The sequence below is a fragment of the uncultured Devosia sp. genome, assembly GCF_964244875.1.
Classification (GTDB): Bacteria; Pseudomonadota; Alphaproteobacteria; order Rhizobiales; family Devosiaceae; genus Devosia.
Map to the genome: position 1 here is coordinate 299,972 of NZ_CAXTKA010000001.1, position 24,704 is coordinate 324,675.

23 protein-coding genes and 1 pseudogene are annotated in these 24,704 nt (G+C 63.0%); 8 read left to right on the forward strand and 16 right to left on the reverse strand.

Features of this window, described 5'->3' with window-relative positions; genetic code table 11:
* Position 1: 1 nt before the first annotated feature.
* Both ACFE8X_RS01385 and ACFE8X_RS01390 read right to left on the reverse strand, forming a co-directional pair.
* Entirely contained in the window at positions 2 to 1,195 is a 1,194-nt protein-coding gene (locus tag ACFE8X_RS01385) for a hypothetical protein (RefSeq protein WP_375449642.1), read from the reverse strand.
* A gap of 28 nt (positions 1,196 to 1,223) precedes the next feature.
* A complete protein-coding gene (locus tag ACFE8X_RS01390) occupies positions 1,224 to 1,634 on the reverse strand; it encodes a VOC family protein (protein ID WP_375449643.1) in 411 nt (136 codons plus the stop codon).
* Positions 1,635 to 1,738: 104 nt separating this feature from the next.
* Here ACFE8X_RS01390 and gcvA point away from each other — a divergent pair.
* Positions 1,739 to 2,628 (forward strand): annotated as a pseudogene (gene gcvA, locus ACFE8X_RS01395) (transcriptional regulator GcvA).
* A gap of 7 nt (positions 2,629 to 2,635) precedes the next feature.
* Here gcvA and ACFE8X_RS01400 read toward each other — a convergent pair.
* The 14 genes from ACFE8X_RS01400 to ACFE8X_RS01465 form a co-directional block, all read right to left on the reverse strand.
* Positions 2,636 to 3,364 carry an SDR family NAD(P)-dependent oxidoreductase gene (locus ACFE8X_RS01400; RefSeq protein ID WP_375449644.1) on the reverse strand — a complete coding sequence of 243 codons (729 nt, stop codon included), beginning with the start codon at positions 3,362 to 3,364 and terminating at the stop codon, positions 2,636 to 2,638.
* Positions 3,361 to 4,428, reverse strand: coding sequence for a Gfo/Idh/MocA family protein (locus ACFE8X_RS01405; protein ID WP_375449645.1), 1,068 nt, complete (start codon positions 4,426 to 4,428; stop codon positions 3,361 to 3,363). Before ACFE8X_RS01405 ends, ACFE8X_RS01400 begins: the two co-directional genes overlap by 4 nt.
* Positions 4,429 to 4,453: 25 nt before the next feature.
* Entirely contained in the window at positions 4,454 to 5,377 is a 924-nt protein-coding gene (locus tag ACFE8X_RS01410) for an ABC transporter permease (protein ID WP_375449646.1), read from the reverse strand.
* Positions 5,378 to 5,387: 10 nt separating this feature from the next.
* Complete coding sequence (locus tag ACFE8X_RS01415) at positions 5,388 to 6,362, reverse strand: ABC transporter permease (RefSeq protein WP_375449647.1); 975 nt, start codon at positions 6,360 to 6,362, stop codon at positions 5,388 to 5,390.
* A 98-nt stretch (positions 6,363 to 6,460) separates the two neighbouring features.
* On the reverse strand, positions 6,461 to 8,017 hold the full coding sequence (locus ACFE8X_RS01420; RefSeq protein ID WP_375449648.1) for an ABC transporter substrate-binding protein: 1,557 nt from the start codon (positions 8,015 to 8,017) through the stop codon (positions 6,461 to 6,463).
* The gene (locus tag ACFE8X_RS01425; protein ID WP_375449649.1) at positions 8,014 to 9,090 is read right to left on the reverse strand and encodes a Gfo/Idh/MocA family protein; all 1,077 of its coding nucleotides are present in this window, start codon (positions 9,088 to 9,090) and stop codon (positions 8,014 to 8,016) included. The genes ACFE8X_RS01420 and ACFE8X_RS01425 overlap by 4 nt, the downstream gene beginning before the upstream one ends.
* On the reverse strand, positions 9,087 to 10,001 hold the full coding sequence (locus tag ACFE8X_RS01430) for an NAD-dependent epimerase/dehydratase family protein (RefSeq protein ID WP_375449650.1): 915 nt from the start codon (positions 9,999 to 10,001) through the stop codon (positions 9,087 to 9,089). Before ACFE8X_RS01430 ends, ACFE8X_RS01425 begins: the two co-directional genes overlap by 4 nt.
* Positions 9,998 to 10,675 carry a GntR family transcriptional regulator gene (locus ACFE8X_RS01435; RefSeq protein WP_375449651.1) on the reverse strand — a complete coding sequence of 226 codons (678 nt, stop codon included), beginning with the start codon at positions 10,673 to 10,675 and terminating at the stop codon, positions 9,998 to 10,000. Before ACFE8X_RS01435 ends, ACFE8X_RS01430 begins: the two co-directional genes overlap by 4 nt.
* The gene (locus ACFE8X_RS01440) at positions 10,672 to 11,157 is read right to left on the reverse strand and encodes an ureidoglycolate lyase (RefSeq protein WP_375449652.1); all 486 of its coding nucleotides are present in this window, start codon (positions 11,155 to 11,157) and stop codon (positions 10,672 to 10,674) included. The genes ACFE8X_RS01435 and ACFE8X_RS01440 overlap by 4 nt, the downstream gene beginning before the upstream one ends.
* Complete coding sequence (locus ACFE8X_RS01445; protein WP_375449653.1) at positions 11,154 to 12,062, reverse strand: polysaccharide deacetylase family protein; 909 nt, start codon at positions 12,060 to 12,062, stop codon at positions 11,154 to 11,156. The genes ACFE8X_RS01440 and ACFE8X_RS01445 overlap by 4 nt, the downstream gene beginning before the upstream one ends.
* Before the next feature lie 22 nt (positions 12,063 to 12,084).
* Complete coding sequence (locus tag ACFE8X_RS01450; protein ID WP_375449654.1) at positions 12,085 to 13,086, reverse strand: succinylglutamate desuccinylase/aspartoacylase family protein; 1,002 nt, start codon at positions 13,084 to 13,086, stop codon at positions 12,085 to 12,087.
* A gap of 5 nt (positions 13,087 to 13,091) precedes the next feature.
* Positions 13,092 to 13,577, reverse strand: a complete 486-nt coding sequence (locus ACFE8X_RS01455) for a VOC family protein (protein WP_375449655.1) — start codon at positions 13,575 to 13,577, stop codon at positions 13,092 to 13,094.
* Positions 13,578 to 13,586: 9 nt separating this feature from the next.
* On the reverse strand, positions 13,587 to 14,783 hold the full coding sequence (locus ACFE8X_RS01460; RefSeq protein WP_375449656.1) for a pyridoxal phosphate-dependent aminotransferase: 1,197 nt from the start codon (positions 14,781 to 14,783) through the stop codon (positions 13,587 to 13,589).
* An 18-nt stretch (positions 14,784 to 14,801) separates the two neighbouring features.
* Positions 14,802 to 16,322 (reverse strand): carboxypeptidase M32, encoded by a 1,521-nt coding sequence (locus ACFE8X_RS01465; RefSeq protein WP_375449657.1) that lies wholly within the window; start codon positions 16,320 to 16,322, stop codon positions 14,802 to 14,804.
* 194 nt (positions 16,323 to 16,516) lie between these two features.
* On the opposite strand from ACFE8X_RS01465, the gene ACFE8X_RS01470 reads away from it, so the two are divergent.
* From ACFE8X_RS01470 to ACFE8X_RS01500, 7 genes are all read left to right on the forward strand, one after another.
* Positions 16,517 to 17,398 carry a DUF4438 domain-containing protein gene (locus ACFE8X_RS01470; protein ID WP_375449658.1) on the forward strand — a complete coding sequence of 294 codons (882 nt, stop codon included), beginning with the start codon at positions 16,517 to 16,519 and terminating at the stop codon, positions 17,396 to 17,398.
* A complete protein-coding gene (locus tag ACFE8X_RS01475) occupies positions 17,395 to 18,273 on the forward strand; it encodes a DUF4438 domain-containing protein (RefSeq protein ID WP_375449659.1) in 879 nt (292 codons plus the stop codon). The genes ACFE8X_RS01470 and ACFE8X_RS01475 overlap by 4 nt, the downstream gene beginning before the upstream one ends.
* 4 nt (positions 18,274 to 18,277) lie before the next feature.
* Positions 18,278 to 19,360 (forward strand): Ldh family oxidoreductase, encoded by a 1,083-nt coding sequence (locus tag ACFE8X_RS01480; RefSeq protein WP_375449660.1) that lies wholly within the window; start codon positions 18,278 to 18,280, stop codon positions 19,358 to 19,360.
* A gap of 76 nt (positions 19,361 to 19,436) precedes the next feature.
* Positions 19,437 to 20,666, forward strand: a complete 1,230-nt coding sequence (locus tag ACFE8X_RS01485) for an amidohydrolase family protein (protein ID WP_375449661.1) — start codon at positions 19,437 to 19,439, stop codon at positions 20,664 to 20,666.
* Between the two features lies 1 nt (position 20,667).
* Positions 20,668 to 21,849, forward strand: a complete 1,182-nt coding sequence (locus ACFE8X_RS01490) for a pyridoxal phosphate-dependent aminotransferase (protein WP_375449662.1) — start codon at positions 20,668 to 20,670, stop codon at positions 21,847 to 21,849.
* Positions 21,846 to 23,273, forward strand: coding sequence for a hypothetical protein (locus ACFE8X_RS01495; RefSeq protein WP_375449663.1), 1,428 nt, complete (start codon positions 21,846 to 21,848; stop codon positions 23,271 to 23,273). The genes ACFE8X_RS01490 and ACFE8X_RS01495 overlap by 4 nt, the downstream gene beginning before the upstream one ends.
* On the forward strand, positions 23,273 to 24,676 hold the full coding sequence (locus ACFE8X_RS01500) for a dihydroorotase family protein (protein WP_375449664.1): 1,404 nt from the start codon (positions 23,273 to 23,275) through the stop codon (positions 24,674 to 24,676). Before ACFE8X_RS01495 ends, ACFE8X_RS01500 begins: the two co-directional genes overlap by 1 nt.
* Positions 24,677 to 24,704 lie beyond the last annotated feature (28 nt).

Here is a 24,704-nt window from a genome sequence, read left to right on the forward strand (position 1 = left end):
CCTAGACTTTCTCAATGACGGTTTGGGGAAACATTTCAAGGCTTTGCGGGCTATTGGCGTTGGAATAGAGCGCATCGAGAAAGACTGGCCACTGCTCCTTACTCACCCGCTCGCGCACCCGCCGCACGCTCTCATTACCGGCCCAATAGGACGAAATAAACGGCCCCCGGAACGGATGCGCCGCCATCCGCAAGCGCCCCTGCACCCACGCTTCCTGCCCCATCGCGGTGTCGCGCAGGTAATTGGCCACCTCTTCGCGCGGCATTCCCTCCACCATCAGCATCCAGGCGGCGCTGGTCTGGGCCGCGGAGCGGACGCGGCGCAGTTCCAAGTGGATTTCGTCGTCATTATCTTCAATGAAATCAATGAGATGCGCACCCTGATCGCCAATGCCCTCCTGCACGCAGCCGGTGATCGCGTCGGTGGTGATCAGCAGCGCATCGGCCGGCGCCCTGCCGTCGTCGACCGCCTTCCTGGTCGACAGCAACTGGGTCGAGTGGCCGGGATAAACTTCATGGCATACCAGATGCTTAAGGGCCGCGCGGGTAAAGCTCAGGTCAAAATTGAGATCCATCTTGCCCTGATCGAACGAGCAGCGGGCGGTATAAAACATGCCCCGCACGGGGTTGAGCACCATGTCGTAGTCGCCGGTATCGAAGATCAGCCTGTCGGTCCGCGCCTTGGCATCCGCCATCAGTTCGCGGAAGACCGGCTCGATTCTCTCGGTCGGCACGGCGCGCGCCGCTTCCCAGGCCTGGACGCGTTCGCCGAGCGAACCCGTGACGAACCCCGACTTGCGCAGCAGCGCATCGACCCTGGCGCGGGCATCCTCGATCAGTGCCGCATCTTCGCGGCCGGCCGGCGCGCCGACCAGGTCGGTGACCTTTTCCTCGAAAGACGGGCTGGCGCCGGACAGCATCTTGAGTGCGACCCGGATCGATTTCAGCATGCCCTCGAGGAACACCTTGCGCGGGCCCGCGGGCAACTCGGCCGTGGCGGTTTCGAGCGCGACGATATCGGCCTTGATGGCGTCGCGATCGCCATAGGACCGTGCTTCGACGATGTCCTTGCCCAGATAGATCGGCACCAGTCCCTCGCCGCCCAGCAGGCTGCCCTCGGCCGGCCGGCTCCGCTCGAAGGCGTCGATGCCCATGGTGACGGCGGTCAAGTCGCGCCCAATGGCAAATGAATTCATGACAATCTCGATTGTGGTTGAACGGTGCTCAATGCTCGAAAATGGCGTCCGGATTGCGAAAGGACTTGAATTCCATGGCGTTGCCGGCCGGGTCCTTGAGGAAGAACGTACCCTGCTCCCCGGCTTCGCCCTCGAAGCGCACCTTCGGTTCCATGACGAATGGCCAAGCGGCTGCACGCAGGCGGGCGATCAGATTGTTCCAATCGCTCCAGGGCAGCACGGCGCCGAAGTGATGCAGCGGCACCATGTCGGCGCCAACCCTCGAGGTTGCAGCCGATTTGGGATCGGTGTTGAGGTGAGCGGAAATCTGATGGCCGAAGAAATCGAAGTCGATCCAGTTCTCGGCTTCCCGGCCCAGCTTGCAGCCGATGACATGGCCATAAAAATGGCGAGCCGCATCCTTGTCATCGATCGCGAATGCCATGTGGAAGGGGATCATCGTAAGGCGCCTTGTTGAACCTGAACGGCAAAAAGCTATTCTCTTGGCGAATGCCCGCAAGCCGCATAAAGATCGACATTCGATGACTTGAAAGAATGCAATTTATGCGCGGACGCCTGCTTCCATCGCTCAATGCCATCCGAACCTTCGAGGCGGTGGCACGGTTCAACAGCTTTACCCGGGCCGCCGAAGAGCTGAATGTTACCCAGAGCGCCGCCAGCCGATTGGTTCGCAGCCTTGAAGATTACCTGCAGGTTCCCCTGTTCAGCCGCGAGGGACGGCGTATCGAACTCACCGATCAGGGCCGGTTCTACAATGCGCTGGTGCGTGAATCGCTTGACCTGATCGAGGCGGGCACGGTTGAGCTGATCTCATCCAAGGAAGGCAAGGGCACGCTGTCGATCGGCATGCTGCCGACGTTCGGCACGCGCTGGCTGCTGCCGCGCCTGCCCTCGTTCCAGGAAGCCCATCCCGAGATATTGCTCAACATCCTGTCGAGCGACGGCGAACTGGATTTCACCAAGGAGCGTATCGACGTGGCGATCCGGTTCGGGCACGGGCAGTGGCGGGACGCCATCATCGATCCGCTGATGAGCGAGGAAATCCTGTGGTGTGCAGCCCCAAGCTGATGGACGGACCCTATCCGATCACCACTTACGACAGCCTGCGCAATCATCGGCTGATCCGGCACTCGACGCGGCCCAATAGCTGGGAGCACTGGTTTCGTTCGGTCGGTGCCCATCGCGAGGAACAGCAATGGGGCCCGACGCTGGAACATTTTTTCATGGTCATTCAGGCCGCGATTGCTGGCCTGGGTGTCGCGCTGTTGCCCAGTTTCCTGGTGGAGGACGATATCCGCACCGGCAAGCTGATCACCCCGTTCAGCGACCGGATCGCGGGACCCGGCGCCTACTACCTGATCACGTCGGCGGCCAAGAGCGAATTGCCGCGCGTCAAAATCTTCCGCAAATGGCTGCTGGAGCAGTTGGAATAGAGATTGGTCAGCGCCCGTCGATTTGCCGAGACAATGCCCAGGCATCGATGCGCTGGCCGCTGCTGGCGGGATCGCGGCGTTCGGCGAGCGAAACGAATGCCGAGGTCAACAGCATGGGGTCGACCCATTTGCTCTTGAGATCTTCATTGTAGTTTCGATCGGACATGGGCGTGCGCATATACATGCCCGGGCTGATGGTATTGGCGGTGATGCCGTGTGGCTGGCCTTCCATCGCAAGCGATTTGGCGAGGCCTTCAAGGGCATGCTTTGACGCGCAATAGGCGGCTTCCTCGACAAAGCCCTCGATACCCGAACGGGACGAAACAAAGACGATGGCACCACCACCCTGCGCCGCCATGCCGGGCCAGACGGCATGGGCGAGCTGAAAGCCGGCTTGCAGCCCCACATTAAGGGTCCTGGTAAAACTGGCGAAGGTCTCGTCAACGAAAAGGCGCCGATCGAGAATGGCGGCATTATGAATGAGCGTATCGACAGTGCCGAGTTGCGCCAATGCCTGGGCGATGGCACGATCGGTGTCGTCGGCGCTCGACAAGTCAACCTCGATCGGCATTGCCTTGGAGCCACAGGCCTGGGCGGTATCGGCGAGGCTTGCGGCGTTGTAGTCCAGCAGCGCCAGCCGTGCGCCCTCCTGAGCAAAGCGCCGGGCGATAGCCGCGCCCAGGCCCTGGGCGGCGCCGGTAACGATGACCGATTGTTGCGCGAGTTTAAAGCTCATCGCCGTTCCTTCGGTAGATCGATCCAGGCGCGACGCGTGGTTGATTGCTTGACCGCGTCCAGGACGATCTGGTTGGCCAGACCATCAAAGAACGTCGCGCCCTGTTGCAACTTGCGACCACTGGCGATGGCGTCCGCCAATTCGCGCAAGGCGGCCACCAGAGAGACGTTCCAGATGCCCTTGTTGAGGCCCGGCAGTGCCGCATTGGGATCTGGGACCGATATGTCCTCGAAACCGCCGCCCTCTTTGGAGAAGAGCAGCCGTTCGTCGAGCAGGATGGTGCCTTTGGAGCCGAAAACCTGGACCAAATTGCCGATATTGTTGGCCGCAACGCCGCTCATGAAGACCTGTGCCAAGGCGCCGCTGGCCATCTCCAGCGTGAAATGGGCAAGATCGTCGGCCGTAGCGGTCCAGGGTTCGCCAGTGGCCTTGTCCTGCCGGTCGGGAATAATGGTGAGCGCCTGCCCGACCACGGAGGCTGCCGGGCCCAGCCACCAGCGCAGCAGGTCGACCTGGTGGCTGCCATTGGCGCCCAAGCGTCCGCCGCCGTGCTCGGACAGGCTCCACCAATCGCCTCTGGGGCGGCCGCCAGGATTGGCCCACGACGAGCCAATATTGGCAATGTTGACGTGGCGAATGTCGCCCAGATCGCCATTGCGGATCATGTCCGCGATTTTGGCGCGGTCAGGATTGAAGCGCAGTTCGTGATCGATCATGTGCAGGCGCCCGAGCGCCTCGGCCTTGTCGAGCATGGCGGTGGCTTCACCCGCGTTCATGGCGGTGGGCTTTTCGCAGAGCACATGGGCGCCCTTGTCGAGGGCGGCGAGCGTGATGGGCGCATGCAAATCGGTTGGCGTGGCAATCAGCACCAGATCGAGCGCGTGTTTGTCGAGCATCACGCGCCAGTCATCATAGGCGGCGGGCACGCCGAAGGCCTCGGCGGCGGACTGCGCACTGTCGATGCGGCCGGAGGCGATGGCCACGACCTCGGCGCCGGGCACATGCCGGAGTGCGGGCAGATAGGCGGCGCGCGCAAAGCTGGCGCCAACAATACCGACTTTCATGGGTCTTGCTCTCTGGTTGAACCGTTCAGGCCATGGTCTTGAGGCGCGGGTCGAGGAAGTCGCGCAACCAGTCGCCCAGGATGTTGAAAGACAAAACGGTGATGACGATGGCAATGCCGGGAAAGAAGGCCAGCCACCATTTGTTGGCCATCAACTGGTCGCGGCTATCGGCCAGCATGGCGCCCCAGGTGGGCACGCTGGGCGGCACCCCCAGGCCCAGGAAGGACAGCGACGCTTCCGACAGGATGACGGCGGCGACGTTGAAGGAGGCAATCACCGTCAGCGGCGCAATGATATTGGGCAGGATAGTGCGAAAGATGATCAGGACCGTGGAATCGCCCAGGGCGCGCGCGGCCTCCACATATTCCTTTTCGCGCAGCGACAGGGTCTGGGCGCGCACGATGCGGGCATAGGTCACCCACTGCCCAACACCGAGCACGATGATGATGTTGATCACGCCCGGCCCGAGGATCACGAGGAACATGATGGCGAGCAGGATGAACGGGAAGGCCAGCTGGATATCACCCAGACGCATGATGACGTCGTCGATCCAGCCGCCGAAATAGCCGGCGACAAGGCCCGCGATCACGCCAATGGTGCCGCCCACCAGGATGGCGCAGATGCCGACCAGCAGCGATACGCGGGCGCCATAAAGGAGGCGCGAGAAGACGTCGCGGCCCAGCCCGTCGGTGCCGAGCAGGAAGAAGGCGTTACGACGGCCGGAGGCCAGGGGATCGGCCAGGCGCATCATGATGTCCTGCCGATTGGGATCGTGGGGGGCAAGGGCCGGACCGAAGATCGCCGCTATGGTGACGGCAAGCAGGATCAGCAGCGCCACCAGCGGCCATTTGGCCTGCACCATGCTGCGGATGGCGCGCCGGATTTCGCGGGCGCGGTGCGATGTCGCCTTGGCACGGAGCCTGGCAACGGGCGCAGTTTCAACCGACATCACCGGTCTCCTAGAGTTTCACGCGCGGATCGATCTTGGCATAGACCAGATCGACGATGAGGTTGAGGGCGATGAAGACCAGCGCCAGGATGACGACGGAGGCCTGGACCACGGGGATATCGCGCTGGTTGATGGCGTTGAACACCAGCCGGCCGATGCCGGGCCAGGAGAACACCATCTCGACCACGACGACGCCGCCGAGCAGAAAGCCGAACTCGAGGCCGATCAGGGTCACGACCGGCAGCCAGGCATTGCGCAGCGCGTGGCGGATGACCACTGCCGTTTCCGAAATGCCCTTGGCGCGGGCGGTGCGCACATAGTCCTGACCCAGCACTTCGAGCATGGAGGAGCGGACCAGTCGCGCATTGCGCGAAAGGGAATAAAAGCCGACCGCAACGCTGGGCATGATCAGATAGTAGAGCGCTTGGGGAAGCTGGGTGAAGGCGGTGGCGAACTGGCCTTGCAGCAACGGCAACAGAAACGGTACGTGCCCTGAAATGGGGAACCAGCGCAGTTGCAGGCCCAGGAACATGATCATCATGATGCCCAGCCAGAAGCTGGGGATGGATTGTCCCAGCATCGCCGTGGTCATGATCGAGCCGTCGAGCGCGGTACCGCGGTAAAGGGCCGCGAATACGCCGAGGGGGATGGCTAGCCCGATGGCAAGGATCATGGAGAACAGGGTCAATTCGATCGTTGCCGGCAGGGCTTCGAGCACGGCATCGAGCGCGGGGCGCTTGTAGGACAGCGATTTGCCAAAGTCGCCCTGCGCCAGCTTGCCCAGAAAGCTCAGATATTGCTCCGGCAAGGGCCGGTCGAACCCGAGTGCCACCCGAGTGCGCTGGATTTCATCGGCGGTGGCGCGTTCGCTGACGTAGAGATAGGTCGGATCGCCGCTCATCTGCAGGGCGGTAAAGGTTATCAGGGTCACGCCGATGATAACGATCGCGCTTTGCAGCAGGCGCCGGATGATGAAAGTCCACATTGGGCTGATCCGATGTTCCGGTGGAGGCGGGCGCGCGGTCGGGACCGCGCGCCCTGGGCAGATAGACACGCGAGGCATGCCCCGCGCGTCCGGGTTGATCATGGGGCGAGCGTCGCGCCCTGCAGATAGACGCGCTCGTCGCGGCGCGGGTCCCAGGTGATGCGCTTGGAGACGCCGTAGAAATCGGGCTGGAAGTAGAGCAGCAGCCACGGGCTGTCGTCGTAGAACACCTTCTGCATCTCATCGAGAACGACCTTGCGCTCGGCCGGGTCGGTCAGGGTTTCGAGCTTCTTCCAGCCGTCGAACCATTGCTGGTTGTTCCAGCCGGTATAGTTGGTGCCCGAATCGGGGGTGGCGATATCGGTCATGTCGTATTCGGCCGTCGCGAGGTTACCACCCGAGCCCAGGAAGAACAGCGGGCCGGCATCGTGCTTGTTGATCAGCGGCACATAGACCGACGCGAATTCCATCAGTTCGACTTCGGTCTGGATGCCGATATCGCCCAGATACTGCCCGATCGCCTGTTCCACATTGGCGTCGTTGAGGTAACGGCCACGCGGGCCCTGCAGCTTGATGGTGAACCGAACGCCATCCGCATCGCGGGGGTAGCCGGCTTCATCGAGCAGCTTTTCGGCCATATCCGGATCGTAGGGATAGGGCGTCAGTGCGGCATTGTTGTTGGGGGCGTTGACCATGCCGGTCGCGCGGGTGCACTCGAAGTTCAGCAATTGCTTGCAGATCGAGGGCACGTCGATGGCATATTGCATGGCCCGGCGCACCTCGGGCTTCTGGATGGCGGCGCCGCCCGGCGTCGAGGCGAAATCCTCGCGCTGGTTGAAGCCGACATAGATACGGCGAGTGCCCTGCACCGATTTGACCTCCGCCGCGCCCGAGCCGTTGATGGCATCGAGCTGGTCGGGCGCAACGTTGGTGATGATATCGACATTGCCGGCGATCAGCTCGGCCGAGCGGGTCGAGGCTTCGGGAATGATGCGATAGATGATGGTCTTGAACGTCCCCGGGTCCTTGATCTTTTCGAGCACGACCTGCGAGCCGCGATCCCACGAGACCAGGCGATAGGAACCCGAGGCGACCGGCTTGGCCGATGCGTCCTCAAGGCTCAGCTTTTCGTAAGAATCCTTGCAGTGGATCATCACCTCGCCGATGAGGCTGGGCGCGATGGGATTGCGCGCGGCGATGTTGATCTTGACTTCGCTGTCGCTGACCGCCTCGGCGCCCTTGAAGCCGATCGAGGAGAAGACGAAGCCCGGCGTGCTGCCGGTGAAGGCATTGGCCGGATCGGCTGCCCGGGTGAAAGAATAGGCCACGTCCTCGGCATTGAGGACTTCGCCGTCCTCGCAGGTGAGATCGGACTGCATCGTATAGGTGATGGACAACCCGTCCTCCGCCTCGACATAGGATGAGGCCAGGCTGGGAATGACTTCGCCTTCCGGGCTGATCTCGGTCAGCGTGCCGAAGATGTGGCTGGCGATGTTGGAATTGTCGCGCGAGGAAATCTGCGGCGGATCGAACGTGGAGGCATCGGCGGAAATGCCCACGACGATGGTATCTGCAGGCGGCGCGGCGAAGGCAGGCACCATGGGCGCGACGAGCGCCACGGTTCCTGCCATGAGGAGATGTCTCATGGTCTTCATAGGGACGTCCTTTGCTGGATTGCAGAGTGGGTGGAAGGATGGCCGATCTCTCGCTTCGCATCATTGTCGAGATCGGCCGGATTGATCGCTTGGCCCTGTTGAGCGGAAAGAATGCAGGCTTGAACCATGCGAAGCGAATTGAGGTGGTCACGGCCCGAGCACAGCAGCGGTGCCGTGCCCCGGAGGGCGGCCACGAACGCGGCGAGCAACGCCACCGCGTCGTTGATCCATTGTTCATAAGGCGGCAGCGACACCGGGGTCAGCACCGCATCGTCATGCAAGGCATAGTTGAGCGCGCCGAACTGATCGTTCTGCACGACCACGCCCCGGGCGCATTCGCTGCGCCACTGGAAACCCGGTGTCTGCCAATTGGATTGCCAAAGCCCCTGGTAATTGACCGTCACGCCATTGGCGAAGGTGATGAGCGCCGAGACATTGGCGTCGTCGCGATACATCGACCAGCCGGGATTGAAGGTCTTGCCGAACACCGAGACCGGTTCTGACCGATAGACGTAGCGCATCAGGTCGAAATGGTGGATCGACTGCTCCCACAGCATGGGCTGGTCCATGGTGAGGGGGTATTTGTTGAAATTGGGCTTCCAGCCATCGCGCCAGCGCTCATAGGTGAAGCGGGCGAATTCGGGCGCTCCGACAGTGTCGTCGAACAACGTCAGCGTCTTTTGCGTGACCGGCAGAAAGCGGAAATTGAGGCCCACCATCAGCGGTACATTGGCGGCTTCGGCCATCTCCACATAGCGGGCGGCGCGTTCGACGCTGTCGGCGAGAGGCTTCTCGGCCAGGATGGCAAGACCGGCGGCACAGGCGGCCTCTATCTGCGCCTCGCGACCGCCGGGGGGCGTGGCAAGCAGCACGGCGTCGGCTTCGAGCCGGGCGAGCAGGCCGACGTCAGCGGCAGTGATCGCGTCAGGCCATTGTTCGAGCGCGCGCAGGCGGGCCGGTTCGGATGGATCGACCAGCCCGACGATGGTGCAATCGGGATTGTCGCGAATGACGCGCATCCAGAACTGGGCTCGTGCGCCGAGGCCGACAAGGATGAGGCGCAGCGGGCTCATCGGGGCGCCTCTGCCGCAAGCGTTTGCGCCAGGCCGGCGGCCAGGGACGTCCAGGGATAAAGCGATGGCATGTCCAGCCGGCTGCTGGCCATTGGCAGGCGCGGCCGGGCGCCGCTTGGCTGAATGGACGGGGCGACACCGCCGACGAGGTTGGCAATGGCGGCCGCCAGGTCGATATTGGCGATGATGTCGGCCGATGTCAGGTGCACGATGCCGGTGATCGGAGGCTCGTGGCGCAGCAGGGCTTCGAGAGCAAAGGGCAAGTCAGGCGCGAACGTCCAGTCGCGGCGTTCATCCGGCATCGGCACCATGATCGGCGCGCCAGCCACGGCAGTGTCGAGCCAGCGTCGGACCTGGGAGACGATCATCCGGGTTTGCCGCGGGGCCTCGTGGGGGCCATAAAGAGGGCCGAGCCGCACGGAGACGGCGCGGAGCAAGCCGAGGCCGGCTGCTTCCGTCGCCTTTTCTCCTGCGCGCTTGGCCAAAGCATAGGGGATGTCGCCCCGCGCCGGCGTGGTTTCGAGATGAATGGCATCACCATCATCGAGCCCGAAGACGCCCGAGGACGACAGGAACACGAAGTCGCGGGCGCCGCTTGCCGCCGCGAAATCCAGGCAATCGAGCAGCAGGTCGACATTGGCCCGAATGTGTTCGGACTCGCTCAGGCCGAGATCCGCCGGTGGGGTGGTAATGGCGGCGCCGTGGATGAGGAGGTCGAATTTGGGCAAGCAGGCTAGGGCGTTGCGGGTCAGGGCGGTCTCGACCAGGGTGGCGCGGGACAGGCGGGTACGAGTGGGCGCATCGAAGCCACGGTCGAGCGCGGTCACGGCATGGCCCATGGCCAGGAAACCCTCGACCATGTGCGATCCGACGAAGCCGCCGGCGCCGGTAACGAGAACATGGGGCGTCATGACATGATCCCCAGCTCTTCGGGAGTGATCTGGGAAGCGGACCGGGTGTGGTCGGAAATCAGCGAGATGGCCATGATCATGTCGCGGCGCTCGATGGCCTCGATGATCGGGGGATGATTGCGGGCAACGGCCCGCAGATCACGATTGGCGCTGTTGCGCAGCGCCATGATCTGGCGGATGCGCAGATAGAGATTGTCCCAGAGCGAGAGCATCAGATCGTGGTCGGCCAGCTTGATCAAGGCCCGATGGAAGGCTTCATCGGCGACGTTGAGGGCGGCAAGGTCGCTGCGTTCGGCCGCGGCGAACATGGCGTCGGAATGGGCGCGCAGTTCGGAAACATCGGCTTGCCGCTCGACAACGCGGCGAATGGCAAAAGCCTCGAATTGTTCGCGCAGGCTATAGAGTTCCTCGACCTCCTTGAGCGTCAGCGGCTTGACCCGCTTGCCCCTGTATGGCTCGCTCTCGATCAGGCCGTCTGCTTCCAAAATCTGGATCGCTTCACGCACCGGGGCACGCGAGACGTTGAGCTGTTCGGCCAGCGCCATTTCGACCACGGGGGTTCCGGGTCGCATGGTGCCGTTGAGGATCGCCTGGCGGATGATATCGGCGACCGAGACGCGCAGGGGCACGTTTTCGATGCGCGGGATGTCGGTGGCCGTCTGCTCGGTGCTCATGGCTCGCCGGCTCCGGCGAGCAGTTGCACCGGCTCGATATCGACCATGACGTCATCGTCATTGGCGCCGCGCCACATCAGCACGGCGAAGGCCCCTACCCGGTCGAGGACGCTGGCGCCGGCATGCCACACGCCGCGGGCATAGACGATACCGACCGAACCGGGTAGCAGGAAGCTGATGAGACCTTGCGGATCGGGCGAGCCGTCGGGCGCGGACGGTGCGACCGCGACGAGGTAGCGCTCGACATCGAGCGGCACGAAACATTGGGCCGCGTGGGGGTGCCGCTCCAGCTTGGTCAGCATGACTGGCAGGCTTACCGGCGACACATTGTTGACGTGGAACACCGCTTCGAGCGCCTCGCCACCCAACCATTGCGAATAAAACCGGCGCTGGCCGGGCTCGGCCGGCTTGTCGATGAACGTGCCGAAGGGGGCGAATGCGTCAGCCGAAGGGGCGGTGCCGACAACCAGGCCGCGGGTCATGCGGCCACCTCGCTGGGGGGCATGACCGCGCGCCAATGGGCGGCGATATCGGCGCGGCGCGCGATCCAGATATCGTTGCGCCCGGCGAGATGATCGAGAAATTTGATCAGGCCGGCAATGCGGCCGGGATGGCCGATGACGCGGGGGTGCAGGCCCACCGACATCATCCGCGGCGTGGCGCGCCCTTCGGCGGCGAGCACGTCGACGCTGTCGATCAGGAATTGCGCATAGTCGGCCGCATTCTGGATGCCGCCGCTGCCCAGGATCTTGGCATCGTTGGTGACCAGCGAATAGGGCAACACCAGGTGCTGGATGCCCCCCACGTCCAGCCAATAGGGAATTTCATCGTTGTAGGCATCGCTGTCATAGCCATAGCCGCCATGTTCGACGACCAGCCGGCGCGTATTCGCACTGGGGCTGTAGCGGCAGTACCAGCCCTGCGGTGCGCGGCCCGTGGTGCGCTCGATGCTGGCATGTGCCCGGGCGATATGGTCGCGCTCGGTGGCCTCGTCGAGCCGGTAATGCTCGATCCAGCGATAGCCATGGGCGACGAGGTCCCAATCGGTATCGGCAATGGCGCGCGCGACATCGTCGTTGCGCTCCAGGGCCAAAGCGGCGGCGAACACAGTGAGCGGCAGGCCGCGTTCGCGAAACAGTCGGTACAACCGCCAGAAGCCGACGCGCGAGCCGTATTCATACATGCTTTCGGAGGCAAAATCGCGGCTGCCAGCGGGGACGCGGGCAGCGTTGACCTCGATCAAGGCGGTTTCCGAACGCCCGTCGCCATCGGCGAGAGAATATTCGGAGCCTTCTTCGTAGTTCAGGACGAAATTGACCGCCACGCCGGCATCATTGGGCCAGCGTGCGGTGGGCGGTCGATTTGCGTAGCCGACGAAGTCGCGCATGTCTTGCCCCCAACCGGACATTTTACGGCGTCCAGTCACGCGGTCCCTCGACCTTGTTGAAGAAACAGCACCAGTCGCCGGTATTCACATTGGGCAGCGCCCGCAGGCCGAAGAACATGCCGTCCGCCGGCGCGACCAGATGGGCCAGTTCGTCGCCGAAGATGTTGAGGATCCTGGCGAGACTATCGCCCTTTTTCATCGGCTTGAGGAAATCCACGCCCGGCGTCGGCACGAAAATGCCCGAGGCCGGCGCCAGCAAGGCCTCCTGCTGACCTTTGGTCGCATCCTTGGGATAGGTCGGGGTGCCGGGATACATCTTGTAATGGCGCAGGATATTGATGATCGATTCGGCCAGGTGCCGTGACACTTCGGCGAACTTTTCCGGCGACGTTGCCGAGCGTCCGCCCAGTTCGACCGTGATCCCCGTCTTGCCGATTTCCTTCATCTGCGCCATCGGCGAACCCTTGGGCAGGAAATTGCTCATGATGCAGCCCCAGCCATCGCCCATCGCCATGGCGAGTTCGACCGAGGCCGGCGTCTCATCAACGAAAATGGCCTTGGCGAGAAACGAGTGCGCGCCGCCCGAATGGATCGAGATTTCGAAATCGGCGACCTTGCTCATCCATTCCGAATGCGCCCAGGCGACGCGTTCGCTGAGATAGCCATTGGCTTTCCCGGGATAGATGCGGTTCATGTCGAACGAGAACGTATCGAGCGGATTGCCGCGATTACTGTTTTCGAACGCCATGACGTTCATCACCGGCACCATGACAAGGGTGCCCGACAATTGCGTCGGATCGACATCCTTAAGCGCCATGGCGCAGGCCATCGGGCCTTCGGGCTCGTCGCCATGGATGGCGCCATCCACCCAGAAGACCGGGCCGGGCTTGGCGCCGTTGACGATGACCAGCGGGATTTCGACCTTGGTGCCGCCGGCCAGTTCGGTCACGGGAATGACACCGCGGACGATGGTGCCGGGCGCAGCGGTCGCGGTACCGACAGTGATGCTCTCTGCCTCAGACATGCCCATCAAATCCCCTTGACCGCTTTGTAGTGTTCGAGTTCGTCGGGCGTATAGACCTGCATGAATTCGATCTCGATGCCGCCCGCGTCATTGTCGAGGAAGGCCACGAACCCTTCGGGATGGGCATGAGAGCCATAGACGCCGCAGGCTTGGCAGATGCGCAGGTCCGCCCCCTGCGACTTGGCGTGTTCGAGCGCCGCATCGATATTGTCGACCGCGTAACAGATGTGGTGCAAGCCTTCGGCATTGCGCTGCTTGATCCAGGCATCGAAGCGCCCGCCCTCCTCCATGGACTGGCAGAGCTGGTATTCGATGCCGCCCAGCTCAAACAGCGCCACCCGGTTCTTGGACTTGGCATAGTCGATTATGGCCGTATCGGTCGGCACATCGAGAAAGTGCGAATAAGCCGACAGTGCCTGCTTGGCGTCGCGCACGGCGAATGCCATGTGCTTGATGGAGCGGACATTGGGGTTGGTCGATAGGGCAGACATGATTGCTCCTCAGGCTGCGGGCGCTGTGCGCTCGGCGCGGATGGCGGTAACGACGGTTTGGATGCGGGTCATGGCTTCGCGGATGCGCTCGACCGGCTGGGTCAGCGACATGCGGACGAAATCGTCGGTATAGTCGCCATAGATCGTGCCGGGATACATCAGCACCCGGCCCTCCGCGAGCAGCCGCTCGCAGAACACGCTGGCCGGTAGGCCGACCGCGGAAACATTGGCATAGACGTAAAACGCCCCCTGCGGCTCGGCATAGGGAATGCTCAAAGCATCGAGGCCCGCGCACAGCGCCTGGCGGCGCTCGTCATAGATCAGGCGCATCTGCTCGACGCAATCCTGCGGGCCGGTCAGCGCCGCGAGTGCGGCATGCTGGCTGACCGAGGCGGTCGAAATGGCGAAGGCATGGTTGATCTCGGCCATGGCGACGATCAATTCGCGCGGCCCGGCGAAATAGCCGATGCGCCAGCCGGTCATGGCATAGGCCTTGGAAAAGCCCGACAGCGTAATGGTGCGCTCGCGCATGCCGGGCAGCGCCGCCACCGGCTGGATGCGCTGGTTGCCATAGGTCAGGCGCGCATAGATCTCGTCGGAGATGACGATCAGGTCGTGCTCGATGGCAAGCCTCGCAATCTTCTCCACTTCGTCAGGCGCTGTGACCGTGCCGGTCGGATTGTTCGGATTGATCAGCACCAGCACTTTGGATCGAGGCGTGATGGCGGCTCGGACCATCTCGGCGGTCAGGGTGAAATTGGTGTCCATCCCCATCCGTACCGGCACCACCACCGCGTCGGCAATCTCGGCCGCCTGGCCATAGGGATTGTAGCCGGGGCACGGCACGATGATCTCGTCGCCCGGATTGAGCAGCGACAGCGCGATGATGAACATGGCCTGCTGCCCGCCGGGGGTGACGACAATCTCGTCAACCGCATAATCAGCGCCGCCATAGGTTTTGATGTTTTCCGCGATCGCTTTACGCAGAGCCGGCAGGCCGAGCGGGTGCCCGTAATGGGTCTCGCCCCGACCCAGGGCATCCTGGCCGGCCTTGACGATATGGGCGGGCGTATCGAGATCGGGATCGCCGCGGCCCAGCTTGATGACGTCGGTCAGCCCTTCGGCGATGTCGGCCATCCTGGTGATGATATGGGCGTCCTTGAGCTTGACGCGATTGGCCAGGCGATTGGCATGGAGGTCGCTCATCTGCATGTTCCCCCTCCCCTAGAGACTGTAGAGTTCGGAATATTTAGCCGTGAGGTGGGCGATATAGGGCTCGGGATCGAGCTTGCGCCCTGTCGCCTTGACCAGCAGCTCGTCGCGCCCGTAGCGACGACCGTGCTGGTGCACGTTTTCCACCATGTAAGCCCGCAGCGGTTCATAATTGCCGCTGGCGAGCCCATCGGCGATGACGTTGTCCTTGCTGGCCGTTTCAAACAATTGCCCGGCCATGACATTACCGATCGTGTAGTTGCAAAACGTGCCGATCTGGCCCGATGACCAATGCACGTCCTGCAGCGCGCCATGAGCATCGTCGGGCACATCGAGCCCCAGATACTCCTTGATCTTGGCGTTCCAGGCTTCGGGCAGGTCCTTGACCGCGAGCGAGCCGTCGATCAGCGCCGCCTCGATATCGGTGCGCAGCATGACGTGGAAATCATAGGTCAATTCGTCCGCCTCGACGCGGATGAAGCCGGGCTTGCAGCGGTTGACGGCGCGGAAGAACTCTTCCGCCGTCACATCGGCCAATTGCTCGGGATAGAATTGCTGCGCCTCGGCGAAATTGACCGCCCAGAATTCGCGACTGCGGCCGACCTGGTTTTCCCACAGGCGCGATTGCGATTCATGCGCCCCGAAACTGGTGCCGCCCACTGCATAAAGCCCGACGAGATCGGTGGCAAAGGGCGTGCGGGTATAGGCCGGATCGACGCCCTGCTCGTATAGCCCGTGCCCCGCTTCGTGCAGGGCGCCAAACAGGCTGGCCGCCACATAATTGGGATTGAACCGCGTGGTTATGCGCACGTCGTTGCGCGTGAACGAGACCTCGAACGGATGCAGCGTCGTGTCCAGCCGGCCGCGATTGAGGTCGTAGCCGACCTTTTGCGCCATAGAGAGCGCGAATTCGTGTTGCCTGTCGATCGGGTAATGGCGTTCGAGGAAGTCGAAACGCGGCTGATCCTTACTGCCGATCGCCTTGACCAGCGGGATCAGGCCCTCGCGCAGACGATCGAATAGGGGCTTGAGCGTCGCGACCGTTTCGCCGGGCTCGAAGCGGAACATCAAGGCATCATAGGGATGCTCGCCATAGCCGATGGCCTCGGCCAATTCACGGTTCAGCGCGACGGTCTGCTCGAGCATGGGCGCGAACTGGCTGAAGTCGCTTTCCGCGCGCGCCTTGGCCCAGATGGCGTGGCCGTTGGCGCCCAGTTCGACGCGGCGGCGGGTCAGCTCGGCGGGAATGGCCAAGTGGTAGTCGATGGCTTCGCGCACATGGGCTACCATGACCTTTTCCACAGCATCGTCAGCCATGGACGCCGTTTCTGCCTCCGCGCGGTCGAGTTGGCTGCGTGTCGCAGCCGAAACCAGCAGGTCACGGGTCAAAACCGACAGCGTCGCCAACTGCTTGCCGCGCGTTTCGTGGCCACCATGGGGCATCATGGTGCGGGCATCCCAGCTCAGGATCGACTGGCTGTTCAGCAGGTCGTTCACCTGCCCCACCGTTTCCATAAGCTGTGCATAACTCATTGTTCCTGCTGTCTTTCCTGTTCGATACGACGGTTTTTGCCGCTTTGTTGATCGGGCGCTTGACGACGCCCGATCCGTGTGCACATTTGTCGGCTATCAGATTGTCGACAATCTAACGAGTTAATGTTGGACAGGGAATTTGGCGGTTGTCAAGCGATGCAACCGGGGCTTTGGAAAATAGTGGAACCGCATAAATGAGCATCGATCTGGGGGGCCTGACTGCCAATTCCGACGCGCTTGTCGCCATGGCGGTGTGCGGTTTTGTCAGCACGCCATCGTTGCGCCCGGGCCACTACACGCACTATCCCGACGGCCGGGGTGTCATTCTGCCCGGCATGTTCGGGGTAACCTACAATGCCAGCGTCGGCGACCGCGCCTTCGGCTGGGCCGGGGATCATGTCGAACCCGGCGTCTCTATCGCGCACCCGGACGAAAAGTCCGACATGGCGCTACATTATCTCAGCTGCGTCGGCAACGAAGCGACCGTCATGTCCGGTCTTGCCAAGGGCGCCAAGGGCACCGTGACCGGCGAGCACGCCCGGCTGCTCGTCGCCTTCCCAGACGATGTCAACGACCTCCTCAATATCGGCGACCAGATCCAGATCGAAGCGGTCGGCCGGGGTATCGCGCTCGCAGAGTTCCCGCAGGTCGAATTCAAGAAAACCAGCCCCAAGCTGCTTGAGGCTTTGCGCCTGACCCGCGCCGGCAATGGCGGGCTGAGGCTCCCCGTCGCCATGGAACTGCCCATAGAAATCATGGGTTCGGGCGCCGAGCTCAATTCGGAGTATGTCGACCAGGACCTGATGAGCGGCGACCGGGCGCTGATGGCCGATCTCGGCATCGATCAGATGCGGCTGGGCGACATCATTGCCATCCGCCATGCCGACCATCATTTCGGCCGCTCCTATCGCGAGGGCGCCGTCTCGATCGCCATCTGCATCCATGGCGATTCCATCATGACCGGCCATGGCCCAGGCATCATGACGCTGATGAGTTGCGCCGAGGGCGGCATCGAATTCGAGATCGATCCGAGGGCCAATATCTCCAACTACTTCCGAATCGGAGCGCTCGCATGACCGTGTCCTTGAACGAAGCCGACCTCGTTGCCGTCTCGGTCGGCGGCGTCATCGCCCATCCGAGCTTTCCCGGCCTGCCCGCCGAACCCTATCGCCTCGCCGCCGACGGCACGCCCTTCCTGCTGCCGGCTTGGGGTGGCATCGTCTACAACGTTTCGGTGGGCGATCGTGCCTTTGGCTGGGCGGCCGATTGCATCCATCCAGGCGTCTCGATCAAGGGCACCGACGACTTGCGCAATCGCGGCCTCAACGTATTCGCGTGCCTGGGCAACACCGCCACGGTTATGACCGGCCAGGCGCAAGGCGCCAAGGGCGTCGTCACCGGCAAATCGGGGCGGTTTTCCGAGCAGGTCATCATTCACTTCCCGGTCGAAACCCGCAAGAAAATGGCCGTGGGCGATCAGATCCTGGTCAAGTCCTGTGGCACCGGCATTTCGATCGAAGGGCACGAGGCGATCAACTGCAAGGGTCTGTCGCCGGACCTCCTGAAGGCCCTCCCCAAAAGGCAAGAAGACGGCGTGCTCAAGTTCGGCGTCGTTGCGACCGTCCCCGCCTTCCTCGTCGGCGCCGGCGCCGGCCTCACCAGCGAAGGCGGGAGCCTTCACATGCAGTCGACCGACAGGGCGGCGCTCAAGGAGGCCGGGCTCGACCAGCTCAAGCTGGGCGACATGGTGGCAATCGAAAATACCGACAGCCGTTACAATCACGGCTACCTGCGCGGCGCGATGAGCATTGGCATTGTTGGCCAGACTGACGGACCGCGCTCAGGTTACGGCCCCGGCATGACCGTGATCATGACGGCGCCAAAAGGCGAACTAGGGTCCTACCCCGACGCCAACGCCAATATCGCCTCCCTGCTCAAGCTCGAGGCCTGATCCCGTGGGCATACCCCTGACCAACGTCGACAAGCCAAGCCTCGAACGCTTCATGGCGCAAGGCTTCGAGGCCCTCGGCCTCACGGCCGAAGACGCCAAAATTTTCGCCGACGCGCTGATCTTTTCCGAACTGCGCTTCCATCCCGGCCACGGACAGGGCGTCCGCCGCCTGCGCCGCTACCAGGAGCGCATCGCCGAAAAGCTGGTCGACCCCAGCGCCCCTTGGGAGATCGTCAAGCAGAGCCCGGCCCTCGCGCTCGTCGATGCCCATAACGGTATCGGCACTGTCGCGGCCGCCAAGGCCATGAAGCTGGCGATCGACAAGGCCAAGGTCTGCGGCATCGGCCAGGTCATCGTGCGCAATTCGACCCACTACGGCTCGTCGGCCGTCCACGCCTGCCAGGCCATGGAAGCCGGCTGCGTCGGTATCGCCTATACCAATGCTGGCCCCGAAATGGCGCCCTGGGGCGCGCGCGAAGGCGCCGTCGGCACCAATCCCTGGGGTATCGCCGCGCCGACCAATCTCGGCTTTCCCGCCGTTATGGATTTCGCCCTGACCACGGCCGGCAAGGGCATGATGCTGTGGCATTCGCGTGAGGGCAAGAAGATGCCGCTCGACTGGGCGCTGACCCCCGATGGCGAGATCACCGACGATCCCGATGCCGCCATGAAGGGCGCGCTGCTCGGCATCGGCGAATACAAGGGCTATGGCCTCGCCTTCATGACCGACGTTTTGACCGGCGTCATCGGTGGCGGCGGCTTCGGGCTCACCCCCTATGCCGATCAGGCCAAGCTCGACGTCTCGCACAGCCTGACCGCCGTGGATATCGAATGGTTCATGCCGCTCGAAACGTTCAAGGCCCGCATGGGCGAGTTCTCCGCCATGGTCAAATCGCGCCAGACCCGCCCGGGTTTTTCCGAAGTACTCATTCCCGGCGAACAGGAAGCCCGCCGCGTTGCCAAAAAATCCGTCGGCGGTGTGCCGCTCGACGATGAAGTGCTGGCGGACCTGCAGGCATTGGGCAAGGAACTCGGCCTTTCCGCAGAAATCGCCGTCCTCGGCCCCTATCAGGACCAGCGGCTGTGATGGCGCTGGCGACCGTCGTGCCGACTATCCCGTCAATCAGCGCGTCGTCGCGCTCTAGCATGTCCTGAGGAGCACCATGCCTGAACCCGCAGCCTGGCATTACACCAAGATCACCAAGCCGATGTTCGACACCAAGGCGGTCGACCAGGTGCTCACCGGCCGCATCATTACCGCCGTCGGCGACGAGGTGATCAAGGATGGCTTCGTCGAAGTGATCGGCGGCAAAATTACCCGCGTTGGCAACCGCGCCGACATGGGCACAACGACCGTGCCGGTCACCGATACCGGCGGCAAGACGATCATGCCGGGGCTCATCCAGTCGCATGGGCATCTGTCTTGGGACGGTATCCATGAGCTGTCCTGGCAGTCCATGTATGACAGCCGAGAGATCCGCGCCTACAAGGCCGCCGGCAATATGCTCAAGTGTCTCCGCGCCGGTGTGACGCTGGTCCGCGACCTCGGTGTGCACAATGCCAATCTGTTCGCCAAGCAGGCCGTCGCCCAAGGCATTTTCCCCGGCCCGCGCCTGCTGGTTTCCGGCGAAAGCATCATCCAGACCGGCGGGCATACCTATTGGGTCTGCCGCGAAGCTTCGGGCGCCGACGAGATGCGTCGCGCGGTGCGCGACCAGGTCAAGGGCGGCGCCGACCTCATCAAGATCATGGCCTGCCACGACACGCTGGAATTCACCGATGCCGAGCTCGAAGCCCTGATCGACGAGGCCCACCGCAACCGCCTGCCGGTCACTGCGCACGCCACCTACGATGCCTGCATCAAGCGGGTCGTGGAATTCGGTGTCGATTGTGTCGAGCATGGCGGCTCGATGAGCGACGAGACCATCCAGCTTTTGCTCGACAAGAAAGTGCCGATCGTCACGACGTTTTCGGCGCTGGTCATGCAGGCCAAGCCCGACATCGCCAAAGCCTTCGGCATTCCCGAATGGAAGGTCGCCGAGCGCCAGAAAGCCGTCGCCGACAAGTCGCGCTTCGATGGGCTCGTCCGCGCCGCCAAGGCCGGCGTGCCGATCGTCTTCGGCACTGATGCCGGTAGCCCCGCCGTCGAGCACAACGTAATCGCCCCGGAACTCGATTTCATGGTCGAAGTCGGCGTCTGCCCCAACCGGCTCGATGCGCTCCGCGCCATCACCATCCGCGCCGCGCAACTTTCCAAACTCGACCACAAGATCGGCACGGTCGAAGCCGGCAAGGAAGCCGACCTGATCGTCGTCGACGGCAAGCCCGACGAGGACCTGTTTGCGCTGGAACGCGTCGTGATGACCTTCATCGCCGGCAAGAGGATGCATTGAGATGAGTGTTCTCAACGACCGCATGGCGCCCCGCATCACCGAGGATGACGGATCGTTCCGCACCAGGATGCTGGCCATCGCCGCGACCACGACCGATGTCATCGCCATGGGCCGCGGCGATCCCGATTTCCACACGCCGGCCCATATTGTTGCTGCCGCCAAAAAGGCCATCGACGAAAACAAGCACCACTACACCTCGCCCTATGGCATTCCCGAACTGCGCGCGGCGATCGCGGCCGACTTGAACAAGGAATACGGGCTCGACTACACTGCCGAGGAAATCGCGGTCACTGCGGGTGTGCAGGAATCCATCACGCTCCTGATGCTGGCGCTGATCAAGCCGGGCGATGAAGTGCTGCTGACCTCGCCGCGATTTACCACCTATGACATGGCGGTGAACCTGGCCGGCGGCGTGCCGATCCCGGTCCCGACCTTCGAGAAAAACGACTTTGCCCTCGACGTGGCCGAGATCGAAAAGCGCATCACGGCCAAGACCCGCATGTTCGTGCTGGTATCGCCCAACAACCCGACCGGCGCCGTTACCCCGCCAGCGGAAATCCGCAAGATCGCCGATCTGGCGATCAAGCATGACCTGATCATCGTCTCCGACGAGATCTACGCCAAGATCATCTACGAGGGGAACGAGCACCTCTCCATCGCCACCCTCCCGGGGATGAAGGAGCGCACCATCACGCTCAACGGTTTCTCCAAGACCTATGCGATGACCGGCTGGCGCGTGGGCTATCTCGCCGCTCCCGCCGACTTCGTCACCCGCATTACCGATACCCGCCACACGCTCTCGATCAACACCTGCACCGTCAGCCAGTACGCGGCGCTTGCCGCTGTCACCGGCCCGCAGGAGCCGATCCAGGCGATGATCGACGAATATGCCCGGCGCCGCGCTTATCTGCTGCCCGCGCTCGACGCCATGGGGCTGACTTACGGCAACCCCGGTGGCGCGTTCTACGTCTATATCAATGTCTCGGGCACCGGCATGACGACCCCCGATTTCTGCGAAAAGCTGCTGCGCGAGACGGGTGTCATGCTGTTCCCCGGCACCATGTTCGGCGATCATGACCCGAGCTATATCCGCATGTCGTTTCTCCAGCCGCTGCCGCTGATCGAGCAAGCCGTCGAGCGCATGACGGGTTTCATCGCCAAGCACGCCAAGGCCGCCGCATGAGCGACAAGCCCAATCCCGCCGACAAATTCGTCGGCATCCAGGTCAGCCCGATCAACTTCATCGACGAAGGCGTCGAGACCGTGCTCGACATCCTCAAGGAGCGTGTCGGCGTCAATGTGCTGATGCTGGGCACAGTGTCCTGGCTCGGCCTCAAGACCGGCCGATCCATCTCATACAAGCTCGATGGCTGGCCCGACCACGGCGTGCCCGAGCCCTTCGCCATGAAGGGCGGCGCCTATTTCCAGCCCGATCCGAAGTACTACACTGGCACCTTCATCAAGGATTTTCGCGCCAAGGACTCCGAGTTCGAGGGCAAGGACATCCTGGACATGGTGATCGCACCCGCCCACGAGCGCGGCATGAAGGTCTTTATCGAATTGATGGAGCCGTTCTTCAAATATACCGGTCATGGTTCCACCAATACGGTCGACATCCCCAACCTCGCCCAGGCCATGGAGGTCGACATCTTCGGCCGCCTCGGCAGCGATCCGTCCACCAGCCATCCCGATTATCGCAACTGGATCCTGTCTATGGTCGAGGATCAGGTGCGCAATTACGATATCGACGGCGTCATGTGGTGCAACGAGCGCAATTCGCCGCTCGATACCCTGATCCAGGGCGGCGCACCGGGCGATTTCTCAACCCATGCCCGCAAGGAAGCGACGGAACGCGGCATCGATGTCGAAGCCTGCCGCCGCGCCCTGCTCAACCTCTACGACTTCATGCAGGACGCTGCATCCGGCAAGGACTTCGCCGACGGCGCGTTCATCACTTTCATCCGCACTTTGCTCGCCAATCCCGAAGCGCTGATCTGGGAAAAGTTCTGGCTCGAGCGCAACAAGGACCTCGACCGCGAACTTTATGGCTTGGTCAAATGGTGCAAGCCCGGCCTGTCGTTCGGGCTCAATGTGTGGAACCGCAACCACTTCAACATCTTCCGGCGCGCCCAATGGCCGTGGGAAGAGCAGACGCTCTATGCCGACTGGGTCAAGCCGATCACTTACCAGCACCAGGCCGGCGAGGTGTTCACCAAAGAGCTTGGCTTCTTCCAAAAGACCATTCTGCGCGATTTCTCGCCCGATGAGGCCACCGCCGTCCTCTACCGCATCCTCGGCCTCAAGGAAGCGCCCTATGCCGGCGTCGTTGCGGCCGGCATGGACCCCGACACCTATGTGTTCGGCCAATGCGCCGATGCCGTTCGCGGCGTCAATGGCAAGGCCAAGGTGTTCATGGGCCTTGGCGTCGATGCCCCGCGCGCCAAGCCCGAGACTGCCAGGATGACCCCCGACATCGCCTACCGCTCGGTGATGGCGACCTATCGCGCCGGCGGGCATGGCGTGGTGCTGGCGCCCAATTATGCCAGCATGCACCTGACCAATCTTGATGGCGTCGCCAGGGCCCTGACCGAACTGGGACTCAAATAGTGGCGGCCTACGACACCATCATCCGCAATGCCGAAGTGCTTACACCCGAAGGCCTTGGTGACCATGACGTCGCGCTGGCCGATGGCAAGATCGCCGCGCTTTTGCCGCGCGGCGCCGGCAATGCGGCCGAAACCATCGACGCCACCGGCCAACACCTCCTGCCGGGCGCCATCGATATCCACTTTCATATCCGCGCGCCGGCCTATCCCGATCGCGGCACCGTCGAGAGCGAAACGCGCGCGGCGGCGGCCGGCGGCATCACGACGCTGTTCGAAATGCCGATTTCCAAGCCGTGCTGCAATACGGCCGAACAGGTCGAAATTCGGCGCGCCCATTTTGCCGAGCATGCGCTGATCAATTTCGGCCTTTATGCCGCGCCCGGTGACCTGACCACCGCCAGCGTCGCCGCCATGGCCGCCGGCGGGATCGTGGCTTTCAAGATTTTCACCACCACCGCGCCAGCGGGGCGCGATGACGAATTCCTCGGCTTGTCGTTTCCCGATGAAGCTGACCAATTAAGGGCGCTCAAGGCCGTCGCGGCTACCGGCCTGCCCATCGTGGTTCATGCCGAAAGCGCTCAATTGCTGGCCAGTCGTAACCATGCTGCCAGGGCAATGGATCCGGCTGATGCCGCCACCCATCTGGCGGCGCGCCCGGCGATCTGCGAGGCGGTTGCGGTCGCCAAACTGCTGGCGATGAACATCGAGGCGCAGGCCAGGCTTCACATCGCCCATGTCACCAGCGCCCTGACCGTGGACGTATTGCGCCGCTTTGCCGGCAGCTCCGACTTTTCCGCTGAAACCTGCCCGCACTATCTGTTCCGCACGCAAGCGGACGTGGCCCGCGCCGGCGTGTTCGCCAAGATCAATCCGCCGGTGCGCAGCCAGGCTGATCAGGACGTCTTGTGGTCGGCGCTGGCCGATGGCACGATCGGGCATGTCACTACCGACCACGCCGCGTTCTCCTATGCCGAAAAGCTCGCAAGCGCGGACAATTTTATCAACGCCCCCCCTGGCACACCGGGCTCGGAAGTGCTGGTGCCTGCTATGCTCGATGCCGTGGCACGGGGGCGGGTCGGACTTGAACAGGCCATGGCACTGCTGAGCGGCAATGCCGCCGAACGGTTTGGTCTGGAGGGCAAGGGGCGCATCGCGGTTGGCGCCGATGCGGACCTGATGCTGGTGGACATGAAGGGCGTCACTGAGATCGGGCGCGACACGCTGCTGACCTTTGCCCGCGATGTCGCCCAGCTTTATTACGGCGCTCGCTTTTCGGGACGCATCAGGGGCACGCTGGTCGGTGGCCGTGTGGTTTACGATGGCGTTCCCGTCGGTGAACCCGGCTGGGGCCGCTACGTTTCGCCGAAACACCGGACGTCTCAGTCGAATACAGTGAGTGCCTGAGCATGACCGTTTTGCCTCGGAGGCCTCC